23 protein-coding genes and 1 pseudogene are annotated in these 24,365 nt (G+C 52.3%); 15 read left to right on the forward strand and 9 right to left on the reverse strand.

The window, feature by feature from the left end:
- Positions 1–103: 103 nt before the first annotated feature.
- A complete protein-coding gene (locus tag ABIB59_RS17495) occupies positions 104–286 on the reverse strand; it encodes a hypothetical protein (RefSeq protein WP_165159462.1) in 183 nt (60 codons plus the stop codon).
- A gap of 55 nt (positions 287–341) precedes the next feature.
- Between ABIB59_RS17495 and ABIB59_RS17500 the strand changes: the two genes are divergently transcribed.
- Entirely contained in the window at positions 342–1,046 is a 705-nt protein-coding gene (locus ABIB59_RS17500; RefSeq protein ID WP_039079986.1) for a FadR/GntR family transcriptional regulator, read from the forward strand.
- Between the two features lie 11 nt (positions 1,047–1,057).
- Positions 1,058–2,486 (forward strand): annotated as a pseudogene (mdtD, locus tag ABIB59_RS17505) (multidrug transporter subunit MdtD).
- Here the strand turns inward: mdtD and rbsR are convergent.
- The 7 genes from rbsR to kup all read right to left on the reverse strand — a co-directional run bounded on the left by rbsR (position 2,452) and on the right by kup (position 10,375).
- Positions 2,452–3,444 (reverse strand): ribose operon transcriptional repressor RbsR, encoded by a 993-nt coding sequence (rbsR, locus tag ABIB59_RS17510; protein ID WP_103245128.1) that lies wholly within the window; start codon positions 3,442–3,444, stop codon positions 2,452–2,454. The pseudogene mdtD and the gene rbsR sit on opposite strands and share 35 nt — an antisense overlap.
- Before the next feature lie 3 nt (positions 3,445–3,447).
- Positions 3,448–4,377 (reverse strand): ribokinase, encoded by a 930-nt coding sequence (gene rbsK, locus ABIB59_RS17515; protein ID WP_354036641.1) that lies wholly within the window; start codon positions 4,375–4,377, stop codon positions 3,448–3,450.
- A gap of 105 nt (positions 4,378–4,482) precedes the next feature.
- The gene (gene rbsB / locus ABIB59_RS17520; protein ID WP_039079989.1) at positions 4,483–5,373 is read right to left on the reverse strand and encodes a ribose ABC transporter substrate-binding protein RbsB; all 891 of its coding nucleotides are present in this window, start codon (positions 5,371–5,373) and stop codon (positions 4,483–4,485) included.
- Positions 5,374–5,399: 26 nt separating this feature from the next.
- The gene (rbsC, locus tag ABIB59_RS17525; protein WP_110295981.1) at positions 5,400–6,365 is read right to left on the reverse strand and encodes a ribose ABC transporter permease; all 966 of its coding nucleotides are present in this window, start codon (positions 6,363–6,365) and stop codon (positions 5,400–5,402) included.
- 5 nt (positions 6,366–6,370) lie between these two features.
- Positions 6,371–7,876 carry a ribose ABC transporter ATP-binding protein RbsA gene (rbsA, locus tag ABIB59_RS17530; RefSeq protein WP_193796157.1) on the reverse strand — a complete coding sequence of 502 codons (1,506 nt, stop codon included), beginning with the start codon at positions 7,874–7,876 and terminating at the stop codon, positions 6,371–6,373.
- 7 nt (positions 7,877–7,883) lie between these two features.
- Positions 7,884–8,303, reverse strand: a complete 420-nt coding sequence (gene rbsD / locus ABIB59_RS17535) for a D-ribose pyranase (RefSeq protein ID WP_039079992.1) — start codon at positions 8,301–8,303, stop codon at positions 7,884–7,886.
- A 203-nt stretch (positions 8,304–8,506) separates the two neighbouring features.
- Complete coding sequence (gene kup, locus ABIB59_RS17540) at positions 8,507–10,375, reverse strand: low affinity potassium transporter Kup (protein ID WP_039079993.1); 1,869 nt, start codon at positions 10,373–10,375, stop codon at positions 8,507–8,509.
- A 222-nt stretch (positions 10,376–10,597) separates the two neighbouring features.
- Here kup and ravA point away from each other — a divergent pair, with 222 nt between their 5' ends.
- Both ravA and viaA read left to right on the forward strand, forming a co-directional pair.
- Complete coding sequence (ravA, locus tag ABIB59_RS17545) at positions 10,598–12,094, forward strand: ATPase RavA (protein WP_071195150.1); 1,497 nt, start codon at positions 10,598–10,600, stop codon at positions 12,092–12,094.
- Positions 12,088–13,539 (forward strand): ATPase RavA stimulator ViaA, encoded by a 1,452-nt coding sequence (gene viaA / locus ABIB59_RS17550; RefSeq protein WP_079496841.1) that lies wholly within the window; start codon positions 12,088–12,090, stop codon positions 13,537–13,539. The genes ravA and viaA overlap by 7 nt, the downstream gene beginning before the upstream one ends.
- Here the strand turns inward: viaA and asnA are convergent, their stop codons facing one another.
- Entirely contained in the window at positions 13,540–14,532 is a 993-nt protein-coding gene (gene asnA, locus ABIB59_RS17555; protein ID WP_039079996.1) for an aspartate--ammonia ligase, read from the reverse strand. It abuts the gene before it with no gap.
- 150 nt (positions 14,533–14,682) lie between these two features.
- Between asnA and asnC the strand changes: the two genes are divergently transcribed.
- The 11 genes from asnC (at position 14,683) to atpG (ending at position 24,345) form a co-directional block, all read left to right on the forward strand.
- Complete coding sequence (gene asnC, locus ABIB59_RS17560; RefSeq protein ID WP_039079997.1) at positions 14,683–15,141, forward strand: transcriptional regulator AsnC; 459 nt, start codon at positions 14,683–14,685, stop codon at positions 15,139–15,141.
- Positions 15,142–15,240: 99 nt separating this feature from the next.
- Positions 15,241–15,690 (forward strand): FMN-binding protein MioC, encoded by a 450-nt coding sequence (mioC, locus tag ABIB59_RS17565; RefSeq protein WP_039079998.1) that lies wholly within the window; start codon positions 15,241–15,243, stop codon positions 15,688–15,690.
- Between the two features lie 373 nt (positions 15,691–16,063).
- Complete coding sequence (gene mnmG / locus ABIB59_RS17570; protein ID WP_071195147.1) at positions 16,064–17,953, forward strand: tRNA uridine-5-carboxymethylaminomethyl(34) synthesis enzyme MnmG; 1,890 nt, start codon at positions 16,064–16,066, stop codon at positions 17,951–17,953.
- 112 nt (positions 17,954–18,065) lie between these two features.
- Positions 18,066–18,689: a 16S rRNA (guanine(527)-N(7))-methyltransferase RsmG gene (rsmG, locus tag ABIB59_RS17575; protein ID WP_165159466.1), complete on the forward strand. Its 624-nt coding sequence runs from the start codon at positions 18,066–18,068 to the stop codon at positions 18,687–18,689.
- Positions 18,690–19,303: 614 nt separating this feature from the next.
- Positions 19,304–19,684 carry a F0F1 ATP synthase subunit I gene (gene atpI, locus ABIB59_RS17580; protein WP_039080001.1) on the forward strand — a complete coding sequence of 127 codons (381 nt, stop codon included), beginning with the start codon at positions 19,304–19,306 and terminating at the stop codon, positions 19,682–19,684.
- An 8-nt stretch (positions 19,685–19,692) separates the two neighbouring features.
- Positions 19,693–20,511: a F0F1 ATP synthase subunit A gene (gene atpB / locus ABIB59_RS17585; RefSeq protein WP_039080002.1), complete on the forward strand. Its 819-nt coding sequence runs from the start codon at positions 19,693–19,695 to the stop codon at positions 20,509–20,511.
- Between the two features lie 48 nt (positions 20,512–20,559).
- Complete coding sequence (atpE, locus tag ABIB59_RS17590) at positions 20,560–20,799, forward strand: F0F1 ATP synthase subunit C (protein ID WP_004393045.1); 240 nt, start codon at positions 20,560–20,562, stop codon at positions 20,797–20,799.
- A 59-nt stretch (positions 20,800–20,858) separates the two neighbouring features.
- Positions 20,859–21,329 carry a F0F1 ATP synthase subunit B gene (gene atpF, locus ABIB59_RS17595; RefSeq protein ID WP_007369369.1) on the forward strand — a complete coding sequence of 157 codons (471 nt, stop codon included), beginning with the start codon at positions 20,859–20,861 and terminating at the stop codon, positions 21,327–21,329.
- A 14-nt stretch (positions 21,330–21,343) separates the two neighbouring features.
- Positions 21,344–21,877: a F0F1 ATP synthase subunit delta gene (gene atpH / locus ABIB59_RS17600; RefSeq protein WP_039080003.1), complete on the forward strand. Its 534-nt coding sequence runs from the start codon at positions 21,344–21,346 to the stop codon at positions 21,875–21,877.
- Positions 21,878–21,889: 12 nt separating this feature from the next.
- Positions 21,890–23,431 carry a F0F1 ATP synthase subunit alpha gene (atpA, locus tag ABIB59_RS17605; protein ID WP_039080004.1) on the forward strand — a complete coding sequence of 514 codons (1,542 nt, stop codon included), beginning with the start codon at positions 21,890–21,892 and terminating at the stop codon, positions 23,429–23,431.
- A gap of 50 nt (positions 23,432–23,481) precedes the next feature.
- Complete coding sequence (atpG, locus tag ABIB59_RS17610; protein WP_039080005.1) at positions 23,482–24,345, forward strand: F0F1 ATP synthase subunit gamma; 864 nt, start codon at positions 23,482–23,484, stop codon at positions 24,343–24,345.
- Positions 24,346–24,365: the final 20 nt, after the last annotated feature.

Here is a 24,365-nt window from a genome sequence, read left to right on the forward strand (position 1 = left end):
GAGCAGTGCAACGCGGCTTTCGCTCACCGTTGCGAGGTGGCGTATATTACGCTTTCCTCTTTCAGAGTCAAGCGTTTATTTTCGCTTTTCTCTGCCGGGGCTCTCAGGAGAACCCCGCTGACCCGGCGGCTTGTTTGCCGTTGTTCCGTGTCAGTGGAGGCGCATTATAGGGAGTTCTTGTGAAGTGACAAGCATAAATTTCAAAAAAGTTTTTAACCGTCTCTTTTTTCAACAAGACGCGGTAAAAACCACCGTAAAAGGCCTGTTTTGCTGTTTTTGCCACCACAGGAATAGCCCCGGTGGCATACTAAAGAGTGAATAAGAATAAAAGGAAGCGATAAATGTCTTTGAACGCACAACAGCTTGCCGCGCAAAAAAACCTCTCATGGGTGCTGGCGGAGAAACTGGCACAACAAATTCTGAGAGGCGAATACGCCCCGGGCTGCATTTTGCCTGGCGAGATAGAGTTGGGTGAACAGTTCGGTGTAAGCCGCACGGCGGTCAGGGAGGCGGTAAAGACATTAACGGCGAAAGGTATGGTGCTTCCTCGCCCGCGCATCGGGACCCGGGTTATGCCCAAAGAGAACTGGAATTTCCTTGATAAAGAATTACTGGTCTGGTGGATGAGCGAGGATAACTTTCATGAAGTCATCCAGCACTTCCTTATTATGCGTAACAGTCTCGAACCACAAGCTTGCCAGTTGGCAGCACAATTAGGCAGCGCGGAACAAAAAGCACACCTCAATACATTAATGGAAGAGATGGTGTATCTGAAAAAGCACTTTAACCGTGATCGCTGGATTGAAGTTGATATGTCCTGGCACGAACATATTTATACGATGAGTGCTAATCCTTTTCTTATCTCTTTCGCTACGCTGTTCCATTCTATATACCATACCTACTTTACTTCCATCACTCAGGACCAGGCCATAAAGCTCGATCTGCATCAGGCTATTGTTGATGCGATTCAGGAAAGTGATGGGGATAGTGCCTTTCAGGCCTGCCAGACTCTGTTGAAGACGCCAAACGCGCCAACGGCAAAATAACAGGACAAAGAATGACTGAAAAGAAAGCTCGCAGTATGGCCGGATTGCCGTGGATTGCGGCCATGGCCTTCTTTATGCAGGCGCTGGACGCCACCATTCTGAACACCGCACTACCCGCTATCGCACAAAGCCTTGATCGTTCTCCTCTTGCGATGCAGTCCGCCATTATCAGTTATACCCTGACGGTCGCCATGTTGATTCCGGCAAGCGGCTGGCTGGCAGACCGTTTTGGCACCCGGCGTGTCTTCATGCTGGCCGTCACCCTCTTTACGCTGGGTTCACTGGCCTGCGCACTCTCGACGTCGCTCGGGGCGCTGGTCTGCTTTCGCGTGATTCAGGGAATAGGCGGCGCAATGATGATGCCAGTTGCACGTCTGGCGCTGCTGCGCGCCTATCCGCGCAGTGAGCTTCTACCGGTACTTAACTTTGTCACTATGCCAGGCCTGGTAGGTCCCATTCTCGGCCCGGTATTGGGTGGCGTGCTGGTGACCTGGGCAAGCTGGCACTGGATCTTCCTTATTAATATTCCGATTGGCATAGCCGGGATTTTATATGCACGTAAATATATGCCGAACTTCACCACACCGCGTAAAGGCTTCGATAGCGGCGGCTTTTTCCTCTTTGGCCTGAGCCTGGTCCTGTTTTCCAGTGGCATGGAGCTGTTTGGCGAGAAAATTGTCGCAAGCTGGCTGGCATCGGCCGTGATACTGAGCGGCGTGCTGTTATTTCTTCTTTATATTCGCCACGCGCGCCGTCACCCCACGCCGCTCATCTCGCTCAATCTGTTTAAGACACGCACCTTCTCTGTGGGCATTATCGGTAATATTGCTTCGCGACTGGGGACGGGCTGTGTGCCATTTTTGATGCCGCTGATGCTACAGGTTGGGTTTGGCTATCCTGCACTGATTGCCGGATGCATGATGGCGCCGACGGCTATGGGGTCCATTCTGGCAAAATCTATGGTCACCCAGGTATTGCGCCGCCTGGGTTACAGGAAAACCCTGGTAGCCATTACCCTGTTTATCGGTTTGATGATTGCGCAATTTTCTCTGCAATCACCGTCAATGGAAGTGTGGCTGCTGATATTACCGCTGTTCATCCTGGGGATGGCCATGTCCACACAATTCACCGCCATGAATACCATTACGCTTGCCGACCTGACTGACGAAAACGCCAGTAGCGGGAATAGTGTGCTTGCCGTAACGCAACAGCTCTCCATTAGCCTTGGTGTCGCCGTCAGTGCGGCAGTTTTGCGGTTTTACGAAGGGTTTGACAGCGCGAATACCGTGGAGCAGTTTCACTATACCTTTGTGACGATGGGCGCCATCACCCTGGTATCCGCCCTGACCTTTATGCTGTTAAAGCCGAAAGATGGTCGTAACCTGATAAAAGAAAAGCATTAAAACTACGCTGAGCCACGCTCCATCAACACCGGCGTAAGCTGTAGCCGCTGTTGTTGTTGCGTAGGGTCAGAGATACGGTGAATCAGCACATCGATCGCCAGCTCCCCCAGTTCATCTTTCGGCTGATGAATGGTGGTGAGCGGTGGCGTCATATACTGCGCCAGTTCAATGTCGTCATAACCGACAATGGCAATATCCTGCGGCACACGCAGCCCGGCCTGATACAGTGCCAGGTAAGCCCCGACAGCCATCGCATCATTACAAATAAATACCGCCTGCGGGCGCGCTTCCAGTGCCAGCAGCATCTGCATTGCTTCAAAGCCGCCGCTGAACTCAAAGTTGCCAATAATTTCATCACCGTCATGGATGGTCAGACCCGCGCGGGCCATCGCATCACGATAACCTTCGAGGCGCAGGCGGGCAGGCGTTTTATCTAGCGGGCCAGCAATACAGGCAATATGGGTATGGCCTTTATTGATCAGGTACTGCGTCGCCATGTCGCCGCCGAGCAGAGAATTATCCTGAATAAGGTCACTGTCCCCATCAAACGGAGCCCAGTCCATCATCACCGTGGGCACCGAGGGGTAACGCTGCAGAATTTCCCGGGAAGGCTGATGCGTTTCCGTACATAAAAGCAGCAGACCATCGACACGCTTTTGCATCAGCGTTTCCAGATTGCTGTTCATGCGCTGCTCATCCCCTTCGGTGTTGCATAACACCAGGCTATAACCGCGCTCAAAGCAGCTACGTTCCACGCCACGTACCAGTTCAGAGTAGAAAGGGTTGGTACTGGCGGTAATCAACATCCCGATAGTGCGGGTTTGATTGATTTTCAGGCTGCGCGCCAGCGCAGACGGCGCATAGTTGAGCGCCTTGATCGCGGACTCCACCTTTTCGCGGATGGCTTCACTGACAAAGCGATCTTTATTGATGACATGCGAAACGGTTGACGTCGATACGCCCGCCATCCGGGCCACATCCTTCATCGTAGCCAATCATCACCCCTGCTCAGCCAGGAAATCGTCAATTTCTTTGCGCCACGGAACAGACGGTTGCGCGCCTTTGCGAGTGACAGCAATGGCCGCCGCCGCATGAGCAAAACGAATAGCATCATCCAGCGCGAGATCTTCCAGCAGTGCGGTCATCAGAGCACCATTAAAGGTATCCCCGGCTGCAATGGTATCAATGGCTTTCACTTTAAAACCCGGAACACGACGACCGTCGCCTTTCACGCTAGCCCAGACACCACGGCTTCCCAGCGTAATGATGACCGTATCAATGCTTTTGGCGTGTAGTACCTGCGCCGCGCGCGCCGCATCTTCATCGCTGGCAACATTAATACCCGTCAGTTTTTCGGCTTCGGTTTCATTCGGTGTGATGATGTCCACCAGCGCCAGCAACTCATCAGAAAGCTCACGTGCCGGAGCGGGGTTGAGCGCCACAATGGTCTGGTTCGCATGGGCAATACGCGCTGCGGCCAAAACGCTTTCTACCGGGGATTCCAGTTGCATTAACAGCGCGGAAGCCTGGGCAATACGCTCCTGCTGTGCATCAACAAGTGCCGGGGAGAGCGCCGCGTTCGCGCCCGCATGAATACCGATGACATTCTCACCTTCGCCATTAACAAAAATCAGCGCCACGCCGGTCGATTCATTAGCAATCACGCTAACAGGCGCCACATCAATGTTGTCGCTAATTAGTTGCTGGCGGACACGTTCACCGGTGTCGTCATCACCCGTGCAGGCAATGAAGGCTATATCCGCACCGCTGCGCCCGGCAGCCACCGCCTGGTTTGCACCTTTACCGCCGAATGCAATCTGATATTGCGTGCCGGTAACGGTCTCCCCGGGGGTTGGGAATGATTCAAGGTTAAGAATGTGATCGGCATTAATACTACCGAGGACAACAAGTTTGCCTGTGGTTTTCATGATGAGCTTGTCCATTAAAATGCGCCACCCGCCAGCGGGTGGCGCGAGCTCTGCTTTTCTTGATGCTTTTTTTCAGGCTATCCTGGTGAGATAGCCTGACGATTTTTATTGTTTGATAACCAGTTTCAGGTCTACCGGGATCTTCGCGTGGACTTTTTCACCTTTCAGCACCTGTGCTGCGGTGTCTACGCCTTTCGCGCCAATCATTTCCGGAAGCTGAGCAATCGTCGCCGCCATTTTGCCGTCATTTACGGCTTTTACGCCATCAGGCGTACCGTCAAACCCAACCACCATCACATCTGTTTTACCGGCAGTTTGCAGGGCGCGCATCGCACCCAGCGCCATTTCATCGTTCTGTGCAAACACCGCCTGTACATCCGGGTGCGCCGTCAGCAGGTTCTGCATAACGTTCAGGCCTTTTGTACGGTCAAAGTCAGCCGGCTGGCTCGCCAGGACGTTAAATTTATGGGCGGCAACAGCCTGCTGGAAGCCTTCGCCACGCTCACGGGCAGCAGATGTCCCTGCAATACCCTGCAATTCGATAACTTTCGCGCCTTCACCGGCTTTCTTGGCAATGTAATCGCCAGCAATTTTACCGCCCAGCACGTTATCCGAAGCGATGTGGCTTACCACTTCGCCTTTCGCAGCAGCACGGTCAAGGGTGATAACCGGAATATTTGCCTGATTCGCCATCTTCACGGCGTTACCTACAGCGTCGGAATCAGTCGGGTTGATAAGCAGCAGTTTGGTACCGCGTACCGTTAAGTCCTGAACGTTAGCCAGCTCTTTTGCCGGGTTATTTTGTGAATCCAGCACAACCAGATCGTAACCCAGTTTGTCCGCTTCTTTTTGCGCGCCATCTTTAAGGCTAACGAAGAACGGGTTGTTCAGCGTGGAAATAACCAATGCAATCGTGTCTTTCGCCATCGCGTTCGCGCTTACGGTGGCGCTCAGTGCAACAGCAGAAACCAGAGTAGCCAGTTTTTTCATGTTCATATCATGATGTCCTGTAGTGTAGGTAATTACTGCTTTTTGTTGTCTACCAAGACCGCCAGCAGAATCACCACTGCTTTAACGATCATCTGGTAATAGGAGGAAACACTTAACAAATTCAATCCATTATTCAGGAAGCCGAGAATCAATGCGCCGATCAATGTCCCAACGATGCGCCCTTTACCGCCTGCAAGACTGGTACCGCCCAACACCACCGCAGCGATAGCATCCAGCTCATAGCCGGTACCTGCAGTCGGTTGCCCTGAGGAGAGGCGCGCAACTTCAATGATGCCCGCCAGTGACGCCAAAAGCCCACACAAAGAGTAGACAATCACTTTGACTTTATCGACGCTAATACCGGACAAGCGTGTTGCGGCTTCATTTCCCCCGAGCGCATAGATATAGCGTCCCAGACGGGTGTGATGCAGTAAGTACCAGGTGGCGATAAAGACAATTGCCATGAGCCATACTGGTGTCGGGATCCCCAGCGGGCGACCAATACCAAACCAGCCAAAGACATCTGCATTGTCCGTAAAACCGGTGTTGATCGGACTCCCGTTGGTGTACACCAGCGTCACACCGCGCAGTAAGAGCATCATGACCAGGGTTGCGATAAATGCCTGAACTCGCCCTTTCGCCACGATAGTCCCGGTTACCGCGCCAATAGCAGCCCCCAGCGCCAGAGCGGCGGCGACAGCTACCAGCGCATTTACTTCCATACCGACGAGCGACGCGGCAACCGCACCGGTCAACGCCAGCAGAGAACCAACGGACAGATCGATCCCGGAAGTTAAAATAACCAGCGTCATGCCAACCGCCATAATGGCGTTCACAGAGGTTTGCTGCAGGATATTCAACAGGTTATTGACGGTAAAAAAGTTCGGACTCATGGTCGACACAATGGCAATCAGCACCAGCAAGGCGATCAGCGATTTTTGTTCCATCAACCACGCTTTGGTGAAATAGCGGCGACCAGAAACAGCCTGGGTAGTCATCTTTTTTACTCCTGATTCACACGATTAAGCTTGCCCACTGCGGCAGCCATCAATACTTCCTGAGTGGCCTGCTCGCGCGTGAATTCACCGCCGAGATGCCCTTCATGCATCACCATGATGCGATCACTCATACCTAAGACTTCTGGCATCTCCGATGACACCAGAATGATACTCAGGCCGTCGGCCTTGAACTGGTTAATGAGCTGATAAATCTCTTTTTTCGCCCCAACGTCAACGCCGCGGGTCGGCTCATCGAGGATCAGCACTTTCGGGCGCGTCATCAAACCGCGTGCGATAGCCACTTTCTGCTGGTTACCACCAGAAAGCAGGCCAATAGCCTGTTCCATTGATGGTGTTTTGACATTGAACAGACGAATGAAATCACTCACCGCCTGCTGCTCTTCTTTATGTTTTAAATTGCCACCCGGACGGCTGAAATAACCTAGCGCCGTCAGCGACATATTCTCTTTAACCGACATACCCAGCACTAAACCATCACGCTTGCGGTCTTCGGAGATGTAGACGATACCGTTCGCCAGGCCATCCTGCGGTGAGCGGGTAACAACTTCATGGCCATCCAGCGTGACGCTTCCGCTGATGCGCGGCAGCGCGCCATAAAGCACTTTCATCAGTTCGGTACGCCCGGCGCCCATCAGGCCCGCCACGCCCAGAATCTCCCCTTTGCGCAGGGTAAAACTCACATTGTTCACGCCTGGACCGCACAGGTTATCTACTTTCAGACGGATATCGCCCGGCGCTTTATCGAGGCGCGGGTATTGATCTTCCAGTTTGCGTCCAACCATCATTTCGATAAGCGTATCTTCGGTCAGCGTTGCAACTTCACGCTCGGCGATAAACTGGCCGTCGCGGAACACGGTCACATCATCGCAAATCTCGAAGATCTCTTTCATACGGTGAGAGATATAGACAATCCCGCGCCCTTGCGCTTTCAATTCGCGAATGACGCGGAAAAGGGATTCAGTTTCGGTATCGGTCAGGGCATCGGTCGGTTCATCCATAATGATGACCTGCGACTCATAACTCAGGACCTTCGCAATCTCGACCATCTGTTGATCGCCAATGGAAAGCTCACCCACCAGCCTGTCGCTTTTAAAACGGAGATTCAGTTTAAGCAGCAGCTTATCAGCTTCGGCATACATCTTTTTCCAGTCGATTTTGCCAAAGCGGTTAACGAATTCACGGCCGATAAAGATATTTTCGGCAATGGTGAGCTGGGGGATCAGGTTGAGTTCCTGGTGAATAATGCCGATGCCGGCTTCTTGCGAAGATTTCGGCCCGGTAAAGGTGGTCTCTTTACCCAGCCACAGCAATGAACCGGCATCACGGGTATAGATGCCGGTCAGGACTTTCATCATCGTGGATTTGCCCGCGCCATTTTCGCCGACCAGCGCCATGACGCGGCCGGGATAAACATTTAACGCGGCGCCAGACAGGGCTTTCACGCCCGGGAACGCTTTATCGATCCCTTTGAGTTGCAGTAATGCGTCCATGATGGCCTCAGAAGGTGACGCCAGCACAGAGAATGATATTCGCATACGGGGAACATTCCCCGCTGCGAATCACCGCCTGACTGTCCGCGGTGTGTTTTTTAAATTGTTCGTGTGAAACATAACGAACTTCTATGGTATTCCCCTGGTGTTGCTGCAGCTGCTCAATGTGATTGAGCAACGTTTCGTGGAGCTGTGGATTCTGCTGTTCGATTTCCGACGCGAGGATAGCTGCTTCAACCTGCATCTCGGCGGTGACCACCTCCAGTACCTGCATAAAGGATGGAACCCCCTGGGTTAATGCCATATCAATACGCGCGGTGCTTTTCGGCACAGGCAAGCCTGCATCACAAACCACCAGCGTATCGGTATGCCCAAGACGGGAGATGACCGACGAGATTTCAGCGTTGAGAACAGTACCTTTTTTCATTTTATGCTCCATTAGCGAAACGTTTCGCTGATCTCAGTGTAGACCTGAGAATGTTCAGAAAACCACCATGGCATTACAGAATTGTGATCGAAATCGAAACGTTTCGCGCGCGTTGCAGAAAGAAAACACAAGTTATCTTACTTAAATAAAATTGCGGGAGATAAATAGCAAAAACCCCTCACAAAGAGGGGGTTTAAAAGGCGTTAAATTTCAACCTGCGTACCGAGTTCAATAACCCGGTTGGGTGGGATTTCAAACTGGTCCGGCGCACGCAGCGCATTGCGTTGCAACAGGAGGTATAACTTGCCACGCAGCCGTAGATACCAGGGCCGTTTACCCACAATCAGCGACTCATGCGACATAAAGAAGGATGTCTCCATCATGCGGCAACTGAGCCCTTCCAGACCGCAGCGGTGGAATACCTCTTCCACATTTGGCGTTTCACGCCAGCCATAGCTGGCTACCACACGCCAGAACGTCGGCGAGAGTTGCTCAATCTGCACACGACGCACATTGTGCACATAGGGCGCATCTTCTGTACGTAGCGTCAGCAGGATCACACGTTCATGCAGTACTTTGTTATGTTTCAGGTTATGCAACATAGCAAACGGAATCACATTCAGCGCGCGGGACATATATACCGCCGTACCCGGAACTCGCACCGGCGGCGATTTTTCCAGCGAGGCAATCATCGCTTCCAGTGAGTTGCCGTGCTCATGCATGCGCCGCAGCAGGCGGAAACGCTCGCTCTTCCATGTGGTCATCACGATGAACATGACCAGACCTAAACTCAGCGGTAACCAGCCACCGGACAGCAACTTATCGAGGTTAGCCGAGAAAAGCGGCACATCTATACACAGGAACATGGTAAGCAACAGACCGACAACCATTTTGTTCCAGTGCCAGTTCTTGCGCGCCACGGTCATAGAAAGAATCGACGTCAGCACCATTGTACCGGTCACCGCAATACCATAAGCCGCCGCCAGGTTACTGGAGTGTTCAAAACTCACGATCACGATAACAACCGCGAAGTAGAGCAGCCAGTTAATAAAGGGAATGTAGATCTGCCCGGATTCCATCTCCGAGGTATGGATAATGCGCATTGGCGAGAGATAACCCAGACGCACTGCCTGGCGTGTCAGAGAGAACACGCCCGAGATAACCGCCTGAGACGCAATGACCGTCGCCAGCGTTGCGATGATCAACATCGGAATCAGAGCCCATTCTGGAGCCAGCAGGAAGAACGGGTTTTTGATCGCTTCCGGGGTTTTCAGCAGCAACGCCCCCTGACCAAAGTAATTCAGCGCCAGTGATGGCAACACCACGATAAACCACGCAAGGCGAATGGGCAGCTTACCGAAATGGCCCATATCCGCATACAACGCCTCTACCCCGGTGATAGAAAGTACCACCGCGCCCAGCGCAACAAACGAGACGGCTTTGTATTGAAGGAAGAAATTGACCGCCCAGGCCGGGTTAAGCGCCTGCAGCACCTCAGGGTTGCTGATAATACCGCGCGCACCCAGCACCGCCAGAATCAAAAACCAGGCCAGCATGATGGGAGCAAAGAGTTTGCCCACCAGCCCTGTGCCGTGCTTTTGGATCATAAACAGCAGCGTGAGCACCAAAATGGACAACGGAACAATCCACGTATCCAGCGATGGTGCAACGATTTCGAGCCCTTCTATAGCCGACATCACTGAGATGGCGGGAGTAATGACCACTTCACCATAGAAGAAACTGCCGCCAATAAGCCCCATGATAACAAGCACGGAGGTCATTCTGGCGGAGGTATTGCGTCCTGCCAGCGACATCAGCGTTAAGATCCCACCTTCACCCGCGTTATCTGCACGCATGACAAAAGTTAGGTATTTAACCGAGACGACCAGTATCAGCAGCCAGAAGATGAGCGACAAAAAGCCGAAGACGGCGTCGCGTTCAACCCCAAAACCAAATTGACCTGACAAACATTCACGAAGTGTATAAAGCGGGCTGGTGCCGATATCACCGTAGACAACCCCAATAGCCGCGAGTGTTATCGCGGGCAACGATTGCTTATTATCAGTGCTCATAGACTAATCTTTTGTTTGAATGACAAATGTGTGCTTAGTCCCTTGGCCCACAAAAAGCGCACAGTATGCACGATTATTTATGAAATCGTACCCCCTAATTGCGACCGTATTAACCTGGCGCAAAGAAAATGATGCCGTTGTTCAGTCTATTACAAGCCTTTATCGAAACGTCTATACTCGCAGTTGCAAGCCGGAATCGCGGCGAAAGGATGCAAATCAATTATGGCTCACTCACATTTATTAGCAGAAAGAATTTCCCGCTTAAGTAGCGCGCTGGAAAAAGGTCTTTTTGAGCGTAGCCACGCTATTCGCCTGTGCCTGCTGGCCGCGTTAAGTGGTGAAAGCGTCTTTCTGCTCGGCCCGCCGGGTATCGCCAAAAGCCTGATCGCCCGCCGCCTGAAATTCGCCTTTAAAAATGCCCGCGCTTTTGAATATCTGATGACCCGCTTCTCCACACCCGAAGAGGTGTTTGGTCCTCTTTCTATTCAGGCGCTGAAAGATGAAGGGCGTTATGAACGTTTAACACATGGCTATCTGCCGGAAGCGGAGATTGTGTTTCTGGACGAAATCTGGAAAGCCGGCCCGGCGATCCTGAATACGCTATTAACCGCCATTAACGAACGTCGCTTTCGCAACGGCGCGCTGGAAGAGAAAATCCCCATGCGTTTGCTGGTGGCGGCATCTAACGAACTGCCCGAGGCTGACAGCAGCCTCGAAGCACTCTATGACCGCATGTTGATTCGCCTGTGGCTCGATAAAGTGCAGGATAAGAGTAACTTCCGCTCAATGCTCATCAGCCAGCAGGATGAAAGCGATAATCCGGTGCCAGTTGATCTGCAAATCAGCGATGAGGATTATGCGCGCTGGCAGCAGGAAATCGTGCAGGTGAAGCTACCCGACGCCGTTTTTGAGCTGATTTTCATGCTACGCCAGCAGCTTGATAACTTACCTACTGCGCCTTATGTCTCTGACCGTCGCTGGAAAAAGGCCATTCGCCTGCTTCAGGCCAGCGCCTTTTTCAGCGGACGCGATGCGGTGGCCCCTGTGGATTTGATCTTGCTGAAAGACTGCCTGTGGCATGACGCTGAAAGCATGCGTCTGATGCAAAATCAGTTGGAAATATTGATGACCGGGCACGCATGGCAGCAGCAATCCATGCTGACGCAACTGGGCGCGATTGCGCAGCGCAACATCCAGCTCCAGCAGCAGCACAGCGACAAAACGGCCCTCAAAGTTTCGCGCCAGGGCGGCATGTTCAGCCGTCGTCCGCATTACGATTTGCCGGAAGATCTGCAAGACAGCACGCTGACATTGTTGCTCCAGCAACCGTTAAAATTACATGACATGCAGGTCATTCATGTGACTATCGAACGCGCCGCGCTGGCCCAGTGGCTGGCAAAAGGCGGGGAGATCCGTGGCAAACTTAACGGCATTGGCTTCGCGCAGATCCTTAACCTTGAAGTCGACACCAGTTTGCATCTGTTGATCCGCGATATCAGCCTGCAGGGTTCCCGTCTTGCTTTACCAGGTGGAACGGCAACCCATGTGCCGGAAGAAATAAAGCAGCAACTGGAAGCGCTCGACACGCTCTGGCATCAGCAGCACACCCGTTTTAGCGAACAGCAAAAATGCCTGTTCATTCCTGGCGACTGGTTGGGTCGCATTGAAGCCAGCCTGCAGGACGTTCGCGCGCAGATACAACAGGCGCTTCAATGCTGACGCTGGATGCACTAAATGCCCTGCTGGCTATCAGTGAGGAGACGATAGTTGAAGAGCTTATCGTCGCCTTACTGGCCTCCCCCCAGTTGGCTGTTTTCTTTGAAAAATTCCCCAAACTCAAGCACGTCATTACCGAAGATGTCCCCCGCTGGCGCGAAGCGCTGAAAAATCACCTGAAAGAGACACAGGTGCCGCCAGAACTTGCCGAAGAAGTGCTCTGCTATCAGCAGAGCCAGTTGCTTTCCACTTCACAGTTCGTCGTTCAGTTGCCGCAAATTCTGACGCTTCTGGATAAGCTTCGCTCGCCGTTTTCCGCGCAGGCAAACACCATGGTGAAGGACAACCCGACCTTTACCCCGGCGTTACAAACGCTTTTCTTACAGCGCTGGCGGTTAAGTCTGGTGGTACAGACAACCGCGTTTAATCAGCAACTCCTGGAAGAGGAACGCGAGCAGTTACTCAGTGAAGTACAGGAACGCATGACCCTAAGCGGCCAGCTTGAACCGGTACTGATTGAAAACGAAAATGCCGCCGGGCGGTTATGGGATATGAGCGCCGGGCAAATTAAGCGCGGCGATTACCGACTTATCGTGCAATACGGTGACTTCCTGACCGAGCAGCCGGAACTCAAGCAACTGGCGGAACAACTTGGGCGATCCCGTGAGGCAAAATCCGTTCCGCGCAAAGATGCCCCCATGGAAACCTTCCGTATGCTGGTGCGCGAACCCTCTACCGTGCCGGAGCAGGTTGACGGGCTGCATCAAAGTGACGATATCCTGCGTCTGTTGCCGCCGGAACTGGCGACGCTGGGTATTACCGAGCTGGAATATGAGTTCTACCGTCGGCTGGTAGAGAAACAACTGCTGACCTACCGCCTGCATGGCGATGCCTGGCGGGAAAGAGAGGTTGAGCGCCCGGTTATTCATCAGGATTTCGATGAACAGCCGCGCGGGCCGTTCATTGTGTGTGTGGACACATCCGGTTCGATGGGCGGGTTCAATGAACAGTGTGCAAAAGCCTTCTGCCTGGCGCTGATGCGCGTGGCGCTGGCAGACAAACGACGCTGCTTTATTATGCTGTTTTCCAGCGAGGTCGTGCGTTATGAGCTGACCTGCCAGCAAGGGCTGGAGCACGCTATCCGCTTTCTGAGCCAGCGTTTTCGCGGCGGTACGGATTTAGCAAGCTGCTTTCGCGCCATTATTGAACGCATGCAGGGCGGGGAGTGGTATGACGCCGACGCGGTGGTCATCTCTGACTTTATCGCCCAGCGCCTGCCGGACGATGTGATAGGCAAGGTCAAGGAACTACAGGCTGTACACCAGCACCGTTTTCACGCCGTTGCGATGTCAGCACACGGAAAACCCGGCATCATGCGCATCTTCGATCATATCTGGCGCTTTGATACCGGGATGAGAAGCCGTCTGCTCAGGCGCTGGCGCCGCTAATTACAGCAACGCGTCGACGGTCTCGCGAACCTGTGCTGGCCATACGCCACACTGAACCTGGCCGATGTGCGGCAGTTGCAGTAGCAGCATCGTCAAACGAGACTGGCCAATACCACCACCGATCGTTTGCGGCATCTCACCGCGCAACAACGCCTGGTGCCAGTCGAGACGCAGACGATCTTCATCACCCGTGATGTTAAGCTGACGTTTCAGTGCATCAGCATCTACGCGGATCCCCATAGAAGAGAGTTCAATCGCATCTTCCAGTACCGGGTTCCATACCAGAATATCACCGTTCAGGCCGTGCAAACCTGTCTCACCGGGCGTACTCCAGTCGTCGTAATCCGGTGCACGGACATCGTGTCGCTGACCATCGCTGAGTTTCCCGCCAATCCCCATCAGAAAGACTGCGCCCAGATCTTTGGCTATTGCGCGTTCACGCCCTTTTGCGTCCAGCCCCGGATAACGGCTCAGTAGCTCTTCGCTGTGCACGAAGTGGATCTGCGCTGGCAGGAAGGGCGTCAGGCCAAACTCTTTGCTCACTGCCGCTTCGGTTGCTTTGATTCCGGCATAGATGGCTTCAACCGTCGATCTCAGCGTGCCGGTGTGGCGTTCGCCATCACCCAGTACGCGCTCCCAGTCCCATTGATCAACATAAACAGAATGGATTGGGGAGAGGCGGTCTTCATCCGGACGCAGGGCTTTCATGTGCGTGTACAGCCCTTCGCCAGCGCTGAAATCATGTTGTCCCAGCGTCTGACGTTTCCATTTGGCCAGCGAGTGGACAACTTCAAATTGCGCATCCGGCAGGTTTTTGACTTTTACCTGTACCGCTTTTTCACAGCCCGACAGGTTATCCTGAGTCCCATCTCCTACACGGCTTAGAATCGGTGCCTGAACTTCAATTAGCCCCAGTTTTTCTTCAAGCTGGCGGGAAAAATGCGACTTCACGAATACGATCTGACGTTGTTTGCTGATGTAAGCGGATTTCATTTTTTAACTCCTTTGTTCTGTTGCAAACGATTAAGCAACAAAATCTCGCCTTTATTCAATAATCAACAACAAAAAAGCCGGAGAGGGTTTTGATTCGTTAAAATGAGCCGCTAAAATAGGAAGAATGTTTATTCATCATAAGAAAAACCTATGGAAAATTATCAGATCGACAATCTGGACCGAGGCATCCTTGACGCCTTAATGGCGAATGCGCGTACTGCTTACGCTGAGCTTGCCAAGCAATTCGGTGTAAGCCCGGGGACAATTCACGTTCGCGTAGAGAAAATGAAGCAGGCGGGGATTATTACCGGCGCGCGAATTGACGTCAGCCCCAAACAATTAGGTTATGACGTCTGCTGCTTTATCGGCATTATCCTTAAAAGCGCAAAAGACTACCCCTCCGCGCTGGCGCGCCTGGAAAGCCTGGAAGAGGTGACAGAAGCCTACTACACCACCGGCCACTACAGCATTTTTATTAAAGTCATGTGCCGCTCGATCGATGCTCTGCAACAGGTGCTTATCAACAAGATCCAAACAATTGATGAAATCCAGTCCACTGAAACGCTGATCTCTTTGCAAAACCCCATCATGCGTACGATCCGCCCGTAACAGGGCGTTTTACCCCACCGTTAATACCCATATTGTCCACAGGTAGATCCCAGCCCATTCACAGCGTACAATACGCAGCTCATAACCGGAGTGGACCTGATGGCAGATATTACGCTTATTAGTGGCAGTACCCTGGGTGGCGCAGAATATGTAGCGGAACACCTGGCGGAAAAACTGGAAGAAGCAGGCTTTACAACCGAAACCCTGCACGGCCCGTTACTGGAAGATCTGCCGCAGTCAGGAACCTGGCTGGTGGTAAGTTCTACCCATGGCGCAGGCGATCTACCGGATAACATCCAGCCGTTTTATGACGATCTTAATGAACAAAAACCTGACCTTTCTGCCGTACGCTTTGGCGCGATTGGTATCGGCAGCCGCGAATACGACACCTTTTGCGGTGCGATTGAAAAACTCGAGGTTTCATTGAAAGCCTGTGGGGCAAAACAGCTAGGTGAAACAGCGAAGATCAACATCCTTGATCATGACATTCCTGAAGATCCGGCTGAAATTTGGCTCGGATCCTGGATTAATTTACTCAATATCGATTAAAGATCGCGCGATCGAGTGTGGATAACTATGCTTAAAAGCGTTGATCAACCGGTAGTTATCCAAAGTATAACCGTCGCTTAGTTTTTGCGTTGTGTATAACTACCCATTCTGATCCCAGCTTATACTGACCAGGATCACCGATCATTCACAGCTAATGATCCAGGCTAACATCCTGATCTTCATATCAGGATCCGGGTTATCCACAAGACAGGCCGATCCTAATAAGAGATCACAGTAAAACAGATCTCTCTATATAAAGATCTTCTTTTTAATACCCGGGATCCTGATGCTTTCTCACTGAGCTAAAGTTAAGTAGAATCCACGGCCCAGGCATCAATCCACTTTCTAACCGCTTTACGCGAGGCAATACACCATGTTTTATCCGGATCCTTTTGACGTCATCATCATTGGCGGGGGTCATGCAGGCACTGAGGCCGCGATGGCCGCAGCGCGTATGGGTCAACAGACTCTGCTTTTGACACACAATATCGACACGCTGGGGCAAATGAGTTGCAACCCGGCCATTGGCGGTATTGGGAAAGGACACCTGGTAAAAGAAGTGGATGCACTCGGCGGTCTGATGGCAAAAGCGATCGATCAGGCGGGTATCCAGTTTAGGATACTAAACGGCAGTAAAGGCCCGGCAGTCCGTGCGACCCGAGCACAGGCAGATCGCGTACTTTACCGTCAGGCTGTGCGTACCGCGCTGGAAAACCAGCCAAATTTGATGATCTTCCAGCAGGCGGTAGAAGATCTGATTGTGGAAAACGATCGAGTGGTGGGTGCAGTCACCCAGATGGGCCTGAAATTCCGCGCTAAAGCGGTCGTTTTGACCGTCGGGACATTCCTTGACGGCAAGATTCACATCGGGCTGGATAACTACAGCGGTGGCCGTGCAGGCGATCCGCCGTCCATTCCCCTTTCTCGTCGTCTGCGTGAACTACCGCTGCGCGTAAGCCGCCTGAAAACCGGTACGCCGCCGCGCATTGACGCTCGTACCATTGATTTTAGCGTCCTGGCGCAGCAGCACGGCGATAATCCGATGCCGGTCTTCTCGTTTATGGGCAATGCCGCGCAACACCCGCGTCAGGTGCCGTGCTACATCACCCACACCAACGAGAAAACCCATGAGGTTATTCGCAATAACCTCGATCGCAGCCCGATGTATGCTGGCGTGATCGAAGGGATCGGGCCACGCTACTGCCCGTCGATCGAAGACAAAGTGATGCGCTTTGCCGATCGTAACCAGCACCAGATCTTCCTGGAGCCGGAAGGGCTGACCTCTAACGAAATTTACCCGAACGGTATCTCCACCAGCCTGCCGTTCGATGTACAGATGAAAATCGTCCGCTCGATGCAGGGGATGGAAAACGCCAAAATCGTTCGCCCTGGCTATGCCATTGAGTACGATTTCTTCGACCCGCGTGACCTGAAACCGACCCTGGAGAGTAAATATATCCATGGGCTGTTCTTTGCCGGCCAAATCAACGGCACCACTGGCTACGAAGAGGCAGCGGCCCAGGGGCTGTTGGCTGGTCTGAACGCAGCACGCTTCTCTGCCGAGAAAGAGGGCTGGGCGCCGGCACGTTCTCAGGCTTATCTGGGCGTACTGGTCGACGATCTTTGCACTCTGGGTACCAAAGAACCGTACCGCATGTTCACCTCCCGTGCCGAATATCGCCTGATGCTGCGTGAAGATAACGCCGATCTGCGTCTGACCGAAATCGGCCGTGAGCTTGGCCTCGTGGACGACGAACGCTGGGCGCGCTACAACGAGAAACTCGAAAATATCGAACGTGAACGTCAGCGTCTGAAATCTATCTGGGTGAACCCAACCTCGGAAGCTGCGCCGGAAGTGAATAAAAACCTGACGGCACCGCTGTCTCGTGAAGCCAGCGGTGAAGATCTGTTGCGTCGCCCGGAAATGACTTACGACCAACTGGTACAACTGGCACCGTTCGTTCCAGGTCTGAGCGACGAACAGGCGGCTGAGCAGGTTGAGATTCAGGTGAAGTACGAGGGTTATATCGCGCGTCAGCAGGATGAAATTGAAAAACAGCAGCGTAACGAGAATACGCTGTTACCTGCATCGCTGGATTACCGTCAGGTCAGCGGTCTGTCGAATGAAGTGATCGCGAAACTAAACGATCACAAACCGGCCTCCATCGGACAGGCATCGCGTATTTCCGGGATCACACCTGCCGCGATCTCCATTCTGCTGGTCTGGTTGAAAAAACAGGGTATGCTGCGCCGTAGCGCCTGATACTCTTCACGCAACATGTGCTGGCAGAGAGTGCGTTGCCTGTCAGCACAACAGAATTAAAGCCCGGTAAGCGTTAACGCCACCGGGTATATTTTTCAGACAGGTAATCACCGTGCTCAATAAACTTTCTCGTCTGCTCGATGAAGCAGGTATTTCGCTCACCGATCACCAGAAAAACCAGCTGGTAGCCTATGTCGAAATGCTCCACAAATGGAACAAAGCCTACAATCTGACTTCCGTACGTGACCCGAACGAGATGCTGATTCGCCATATCCTCGATAGCATCGTGGTTGCGCCGCACTTGCTGGGGGAGCGGTTTATCGATGTAGGAACGGGGCCAGGCCTGCCGGGAATCCCGTTATCTATTGTTCTTCCTGATGCACACTTCACCCTGCTGGATAGCCTGGGTAAACGCGTCCGTTTTCTGCGCCAGGTTCAGCATGAGCTTCATTTGCCGAACATCACTCCCGTACAGAGCCGCGTCGAAGATTTTCCGGCCGAGCCGCCTTTTGATGGCGTCATCAGCCGGGCATTCGCATCATTGAATGACATGGTGAACTGGTGTCAGCATCTGCCTGGAACACAAGGCAAGTTCTATGCCCTTAAGGGGTTGATTCCAAATGATGAAATTGACACGCTGCCTGCTCAGTTTTCAGTAGAATCTATCGTCAAATTAGACGTGCCTCACCTTGAGGGTGACCGACATCTCGTGGTCATTAAGGCAAACAAAATTTAATTTTTATCAAAAAATGTAGAATTCGTGCTGTTTTCTGAATGTTAAAAAACGGCGTAAAAAACAGTGATACGTTCGGTTACATTTAACGCATATTTCACTTCGTTTTTTCTAAGTTTTAACGCCGTAATTTTGCTTAACCATGAAAATAGTCAACAGCGAAAATATCAGCCTGCTAAAAATCGACGTTCGCACGTATTGATGAATGTTAAATGATTATTATAAATGTCAATGAAAGGTTTTTATTGTATACCGAGCTGTTTTAAAAAGAGTTGTCAATAATCATCTGTAATATCAAAAAGATGAAAAGGCGCAAATTCCCGATGGCAATATTTTGGCGAGCGCATAAATGTTTAATTTGTGATCTGGTGCACGCTTTAGCAACAGGTATTTCGCGTTATTCAACATTGTGTCTGATGGTTCACAGTTTCGCTAAAAGTTGAAAAATAGCCCTCGGGAAAATTATTTAAACATTTATTCACCTTTTCGCTACTTATTGTTTGAAATCACGAGGCCGCACCGTATAATTTGACCGCTTTTTGATGCTTGACTCCGGGCCTTAAAGAACGTTTTATACGACACGCGGCCTACCTCGAAGTGAGCAGGAGTTAAAAGTGATGTCTGTGTCGCTCTTGGGTCGAAATGTTGCTCGCAGGCTTCTGCTTATTCAGTTTCTGGCGGTAATAGCAAGCGGATTGCTGTTTAGCCTCAAAGACCCCTTCTGGGGCACTTCCGCCGTGTGCGGCGGTATGGCAGTCTTTCTGCCGAATATGTTGTTTATGATTTTTGCCTGGCGTCATCAGGCGCATACACCAGCCAGAGGCCGAGTGGCCTGGTCCTTCGCCTTCGGCGAAGTGTTCAAGGTGTTAGCAACATTCGTGTTGCTGGTGGTGGCGCTGGCAGTTTTAAAGGCGGTGTTTTTACCGCTGATAGTCACGTGGGTTTCGGTGCTGGTTGTTCAGATACTGGCACCCGCTGTAATTAACAACAAAGGGTAAGAGGCATCATGTCTGCAGGAGAAATCTCAACACCGCAGGAGTACATAGGCCACCATCTGAATAACCTTCAGATTGACCTTCGTACGCTTTCGCTGGTGGATCCGCATAACCCCCCGGCCACCTTCTGGACTCTCAACATTGACTCCATGTTTTTCTCGGTGGTTCTGGGTCTGTTGTTCCTGGTGATGTTCCGTAGCGTAGCCAAAAAGGCCACCAGCGGCGTCCCGGGGAAATTCCAGACCGCGATTGAGCTGGTTATTGGTTTTGTCCACGGTAGCGTGAAAGACATGTACCACGGCAAAAGCAAGCTTATCGCGCCACTGGCCCTGACGATTTTCGTCTGGGTATTCCTGATGAACCTGATGGATTTGCTGCCTATCGACCTGCTGCCGTACATTGCTGAGCATGTACTGGGTCTGCCTGCGCTGCGCGTGGTGCCGTCTGCGGACGTGAACATCACCCTGTCGATGGCGTTGGGCGTATTTATCCTGATTCTGTTCTACAGCATCAAAATGAAAGGCCTGGGTGGTTTTGCTAAAGAGCTGACACTCCAGCCGTTCAACCACCCGGTGTTTATCCCGGTCAACCTTATCCTGGAAGGTGTTAGCCTGCTGTCCAAACCGGTTTCTCTCGGTCTGCGACTGTTCGGCAACATGTATGCCGGTGAGTTGATTTTCATTCTGATTGCTGGTCTGTTGCCGTGGTGGTCACAGTGGATCCTGAATGTGCCATGGGCCATTTTCCACATCCTGATTATTACGCTGCAAGCCTTCATTTTCATGGTTCTGACGATCGTCTATCTGTCGATGGCGTCTGAAGAGCATTGATTTTTAACAACACTACTACGTTTTAACTGAAACAATCTGGAGACTGTCATGGAAAACCTGAATATGGATCTGCTGTACATGGCTGCCGCTATTATGATGGGTCTGGCGGCAATCGGTGCTGCGATCGGTATCGGCATCCTCGGGGGTAAATTCCTGGAAGGCGCAGCGCGTCAACCTGATCTGATTCCTCTTCTGCGTACTCAGTTCTTTATCGTTATGGGTCTGGTGGACGCAATCCCGATGATCGCTGTAGGTCTGGGTCTGTACGTGATGTTTGCTGTCGCGTAGTAAGGGTTGCTTTTTACAGCAAGTATTTAGAACGTTAACCAGATAAGAGGCATTGTGCTGTGAATCTAAACGCAACAATCCTCGGCCAGGCCATCGCGTTTGTCCTGTTCGTTCTGTTCTGCATGAAGTATGTATGGCCGCCATTAATGGCAGCCATTGAAAAACGTCAGAAAGAAATCGCTGACGGTTTGGCTTCTGCGGAACGAGCTAAGAAGGATTTGGACCTTGCACAGGCCAATGCGACCGACCAGCTGAAAAAAGCGAAAGCAGAAGCTCAGGTCATCATTGAGCAGGCGAACAAACGTCGCGCTCAGATCCTGGACGAAGCGAAAGCAGAAGCCGAGCAGGAACGTAACAAAATCGTGGCGCAGGCTCAGGCGGAAATTGACGCCGAGCGTAAACGTGCTCGCGAAGAGCTGCGTAAACAAGTGGCTCTGCTGGCTGTTGCCGGCGCCGAGAAGATCATCGAGCGTTCCGTGGATGAAGCTGCTAACAGCGACATCGTGAATAAACTGGTCGCTGAACTGTAAGGAGGGAGGGGCCGATGTCTGAATTTGTAACGGTAGCTCGCCCCTACGCCAAAGCAGCTTTTGACTTTGCTGTCGAACACCAGGGTGTTGATCGCTGGCAGGATATGCTGGCGTTCGCGGCCGAGGTGACGAAAAACGAACATATGGCAGAGCTTCTCTCCGGTGCTATTGCGCCGGAAACGCTTGCCGAGTCGTTTATCGCAGTCTGTGGGGAGCAACTTGACGACAACGGTCAGAACCTGATTCGGGTGATGGCTGAAAATGGTCGTCTTAAAGTGCTTCCTGATGTTCTTGAGCAGTTTGTTCAATTGCGTGCAGCCAGCGAGGCTATCGCAGAAGTCGAAGTGACCTCTGCGACCGCACTGAGTGAAGAACAGCTTTCGAAAATCAGCGCCGCGATGGAAAAACGTCTGTCACGCAAAGTTAAGCTGAATTGCAAAATCGATAAGTCTGTAATGGCAGGTGTTATCATCCGTGCGGGTGATATGGTCATTGATGGTAGCGTACGCGGCCGTCTTGAACGCCTCGCAGACGTCTTGCAGTCTTAAGGGGACTGGAGCATGCAACTGAATTCCACCGAAATCAGCGAACTGATCAAGCAGCGCATTGCTCAGTTCAGTGTTGTGAGTGAAGCTCACAACGAAGGTACTATTGTTTCTGTAAGTGACGGTGTTATCCGCATCCACGGCCTGGCCGATTGTATGCAGGGTGAGATGATTTCCCTGCCGGGTAACCGTTACGCTATCGCACTGAACCTGGAGCGCGACTCCGTGGGTGCAGTTGTGATGGGTCCGTATGCTGACCTCGCCGAAGGCATGAAGGTTAAATGTACGGGTCGTATCCTGGAAGTTCCGGTTGGTCGTGGTCTGCTGGGCCGCGTTGTGAACACTCTGGGTGCACCGATTGATGGTAAAGGTCCGCTGGAGCACGACGGCTTCTCCGCTGTTGAAGCTATCGCACCGGGCGTTATCGAACGTCAATCCGTCGATCAGCCGGTACAGACTGGTTATAAATCCGTTGACGCCATGATCCCAATCGGTCGTGGTCAGCGTGAATTGATCATCGGTGACCGTCAGACCGGTAAAACCGCTCTGGCCATCGACGCCATCATCAACCAGCGTGATTCCGGCATCAAGTGCGTCTACGTGGCCATCGGCCAGAAAGCGTCCACCATTTCTAACGTGGTACGTAAACTGGAAGAACACGGCGCGCTGGCTAACACCATCGTTGTGGTTGCAACCGCATCTGAATCTGCCGCACTGCAATACCTGGCTCCGTATGCAGGCTGCGCAATGGGTGAATACTTCCGTGACCGCGGTGAAGATGCGCTGATCATTTATGATGACCTGTCTAAACAGGCCGTTGCTTACCGTCAGATTTCCCTGCTGCTCCGTCGTCCGCCAGGACGTGAAGCATTCCCGGGCGACGTATTCTACCTCCACTCTCGTCTGCTGGAGCGTGCTGCGCGTGTTAACGCCGAATACGTTGAAGCCTTCACCAAAGGTGAAGTGACTGGGAAAACCGGCTCTCTGACCGCTCTGCCTATTATCGAAACGCAGGCGGGTGACGTTTCCGCGTTCGTTCCGACCAACGTAATTTCGATTACCGATGGTCAGATCTTCCTGGAAACCAACCTGTTTAACGCCGGTATTCGTCCTGCGGTTAACCCGGGTATCTCCGTATCCCGTGTTGGTGGCGCAGCGCAGACCAAGATCATGAAGAAACTGTCCGGTGGTATCCGTACCGCGCTGGCGCAGTATCGTGAACTGGCAGCGTTCTCCCAGTTTGCATCTGACCTTGACGATGCAACCCGTAAACAGCTTGACCACGGTCAGAAAGTGACCGAGCTGCTGAAACAGAAACAGTATGCGCCGATGTCCGTTGCGCAGCAGTCTCTGGTTCTGTTCGCAGCAGAACGTGGTTATCTGGCGGATGTAGAGCTGGCGAAAATCGGTAGCTTCGAAGCCGCTCTGCTGGCTTACGTTGACCGTGACCACGCTCCGTTGATGCAAGAGATCAACCAGTCCGGTGGCTATAACGACGAAATCGAAGGCAAGCTGAAAGGCATCCTCGATTCCTTCAAAGCAACCCAGTCCTGGTAACGTCTGGTGGCCTGCCTTAGGGCAGGCCGCAAGGCATTGAGGAGAAGCTCATGGCCGGCGCAAAAGAGATACGTAGTAAGATCGCAAGCGTCCAGAACACGCAAAAGATCACTAAAGCGATGGAAATGGTCGCCGCTTCCAAAATGCGTAAATCGCAGGATCGCATGGCGGCCAGCCGTCCTTATGCAGATACCATGCGCAAAGTGATTGGTCACCTTGCGAACGGTAATCTGGAATATAAGCACCCTTACCTGGAAGAACGCGACGTTAAGCGCGTGGGCTACCTGGTGGTGTCGACCGACCGTGGTCTGTGTGGCGGCTTGAACATTAACCTGTTCAAGAAAGTACTGGCGGATATGAAAGCATGGTCCGATAAAGGCGTTCAGAGCGACCTCGCGATGATCGGCTCGAAAGGCGTGTCTTTCTTTAATTCCGTTGGTGGCAACGTTGTCGCCCAGGTGACCGGTATGGGTGATAACCCATCTCTGTCCGAACTGATCGGCTCGGTTAAAGTGATGTTGCAGGCATACGACGAAGGTCGTCTGGATAAGCTTTATATTGTCAGCAACAAATTTATCAACACCATGTCTCAGGTTCCAACCATCACTCAACTGCTGCCATTACCGGCAGAAGAAGATGAAGAGTTGAAGCGTAAATCCTGGGATTATCTGTATGAACCTGATCCGAAGGCGCTGCTGGATACTCTCCTGCGTCGTTATGTGGAATCTCAGGTTTATCAGGGTGTTGTTGAAAACCTGGCCAGCGAGCAGGCCGCACGTATGGTGGCGATGAAAGCCGCGACCGATAATGGCGGCAGCCTGATTAAAGAGCTGCAGTTGGTTTACAACAAAGCTCGTCAGGCCAGCATTACTCAGGAACTCACCGAGATCGTCTCGGGGGCCGCCGCGGTTTAACCAGGTTTACGAATTTCGTA

The organism is Citrobacter sp. UYEF32 (assembly GCF_040546205.1).
GTDB lineage: Bacteria > Pseudomonadota > Gammaproteobacteria > Enterobacterales > Enterobacteriaceae > Phytobacter > Phytobacter diazotrophicus.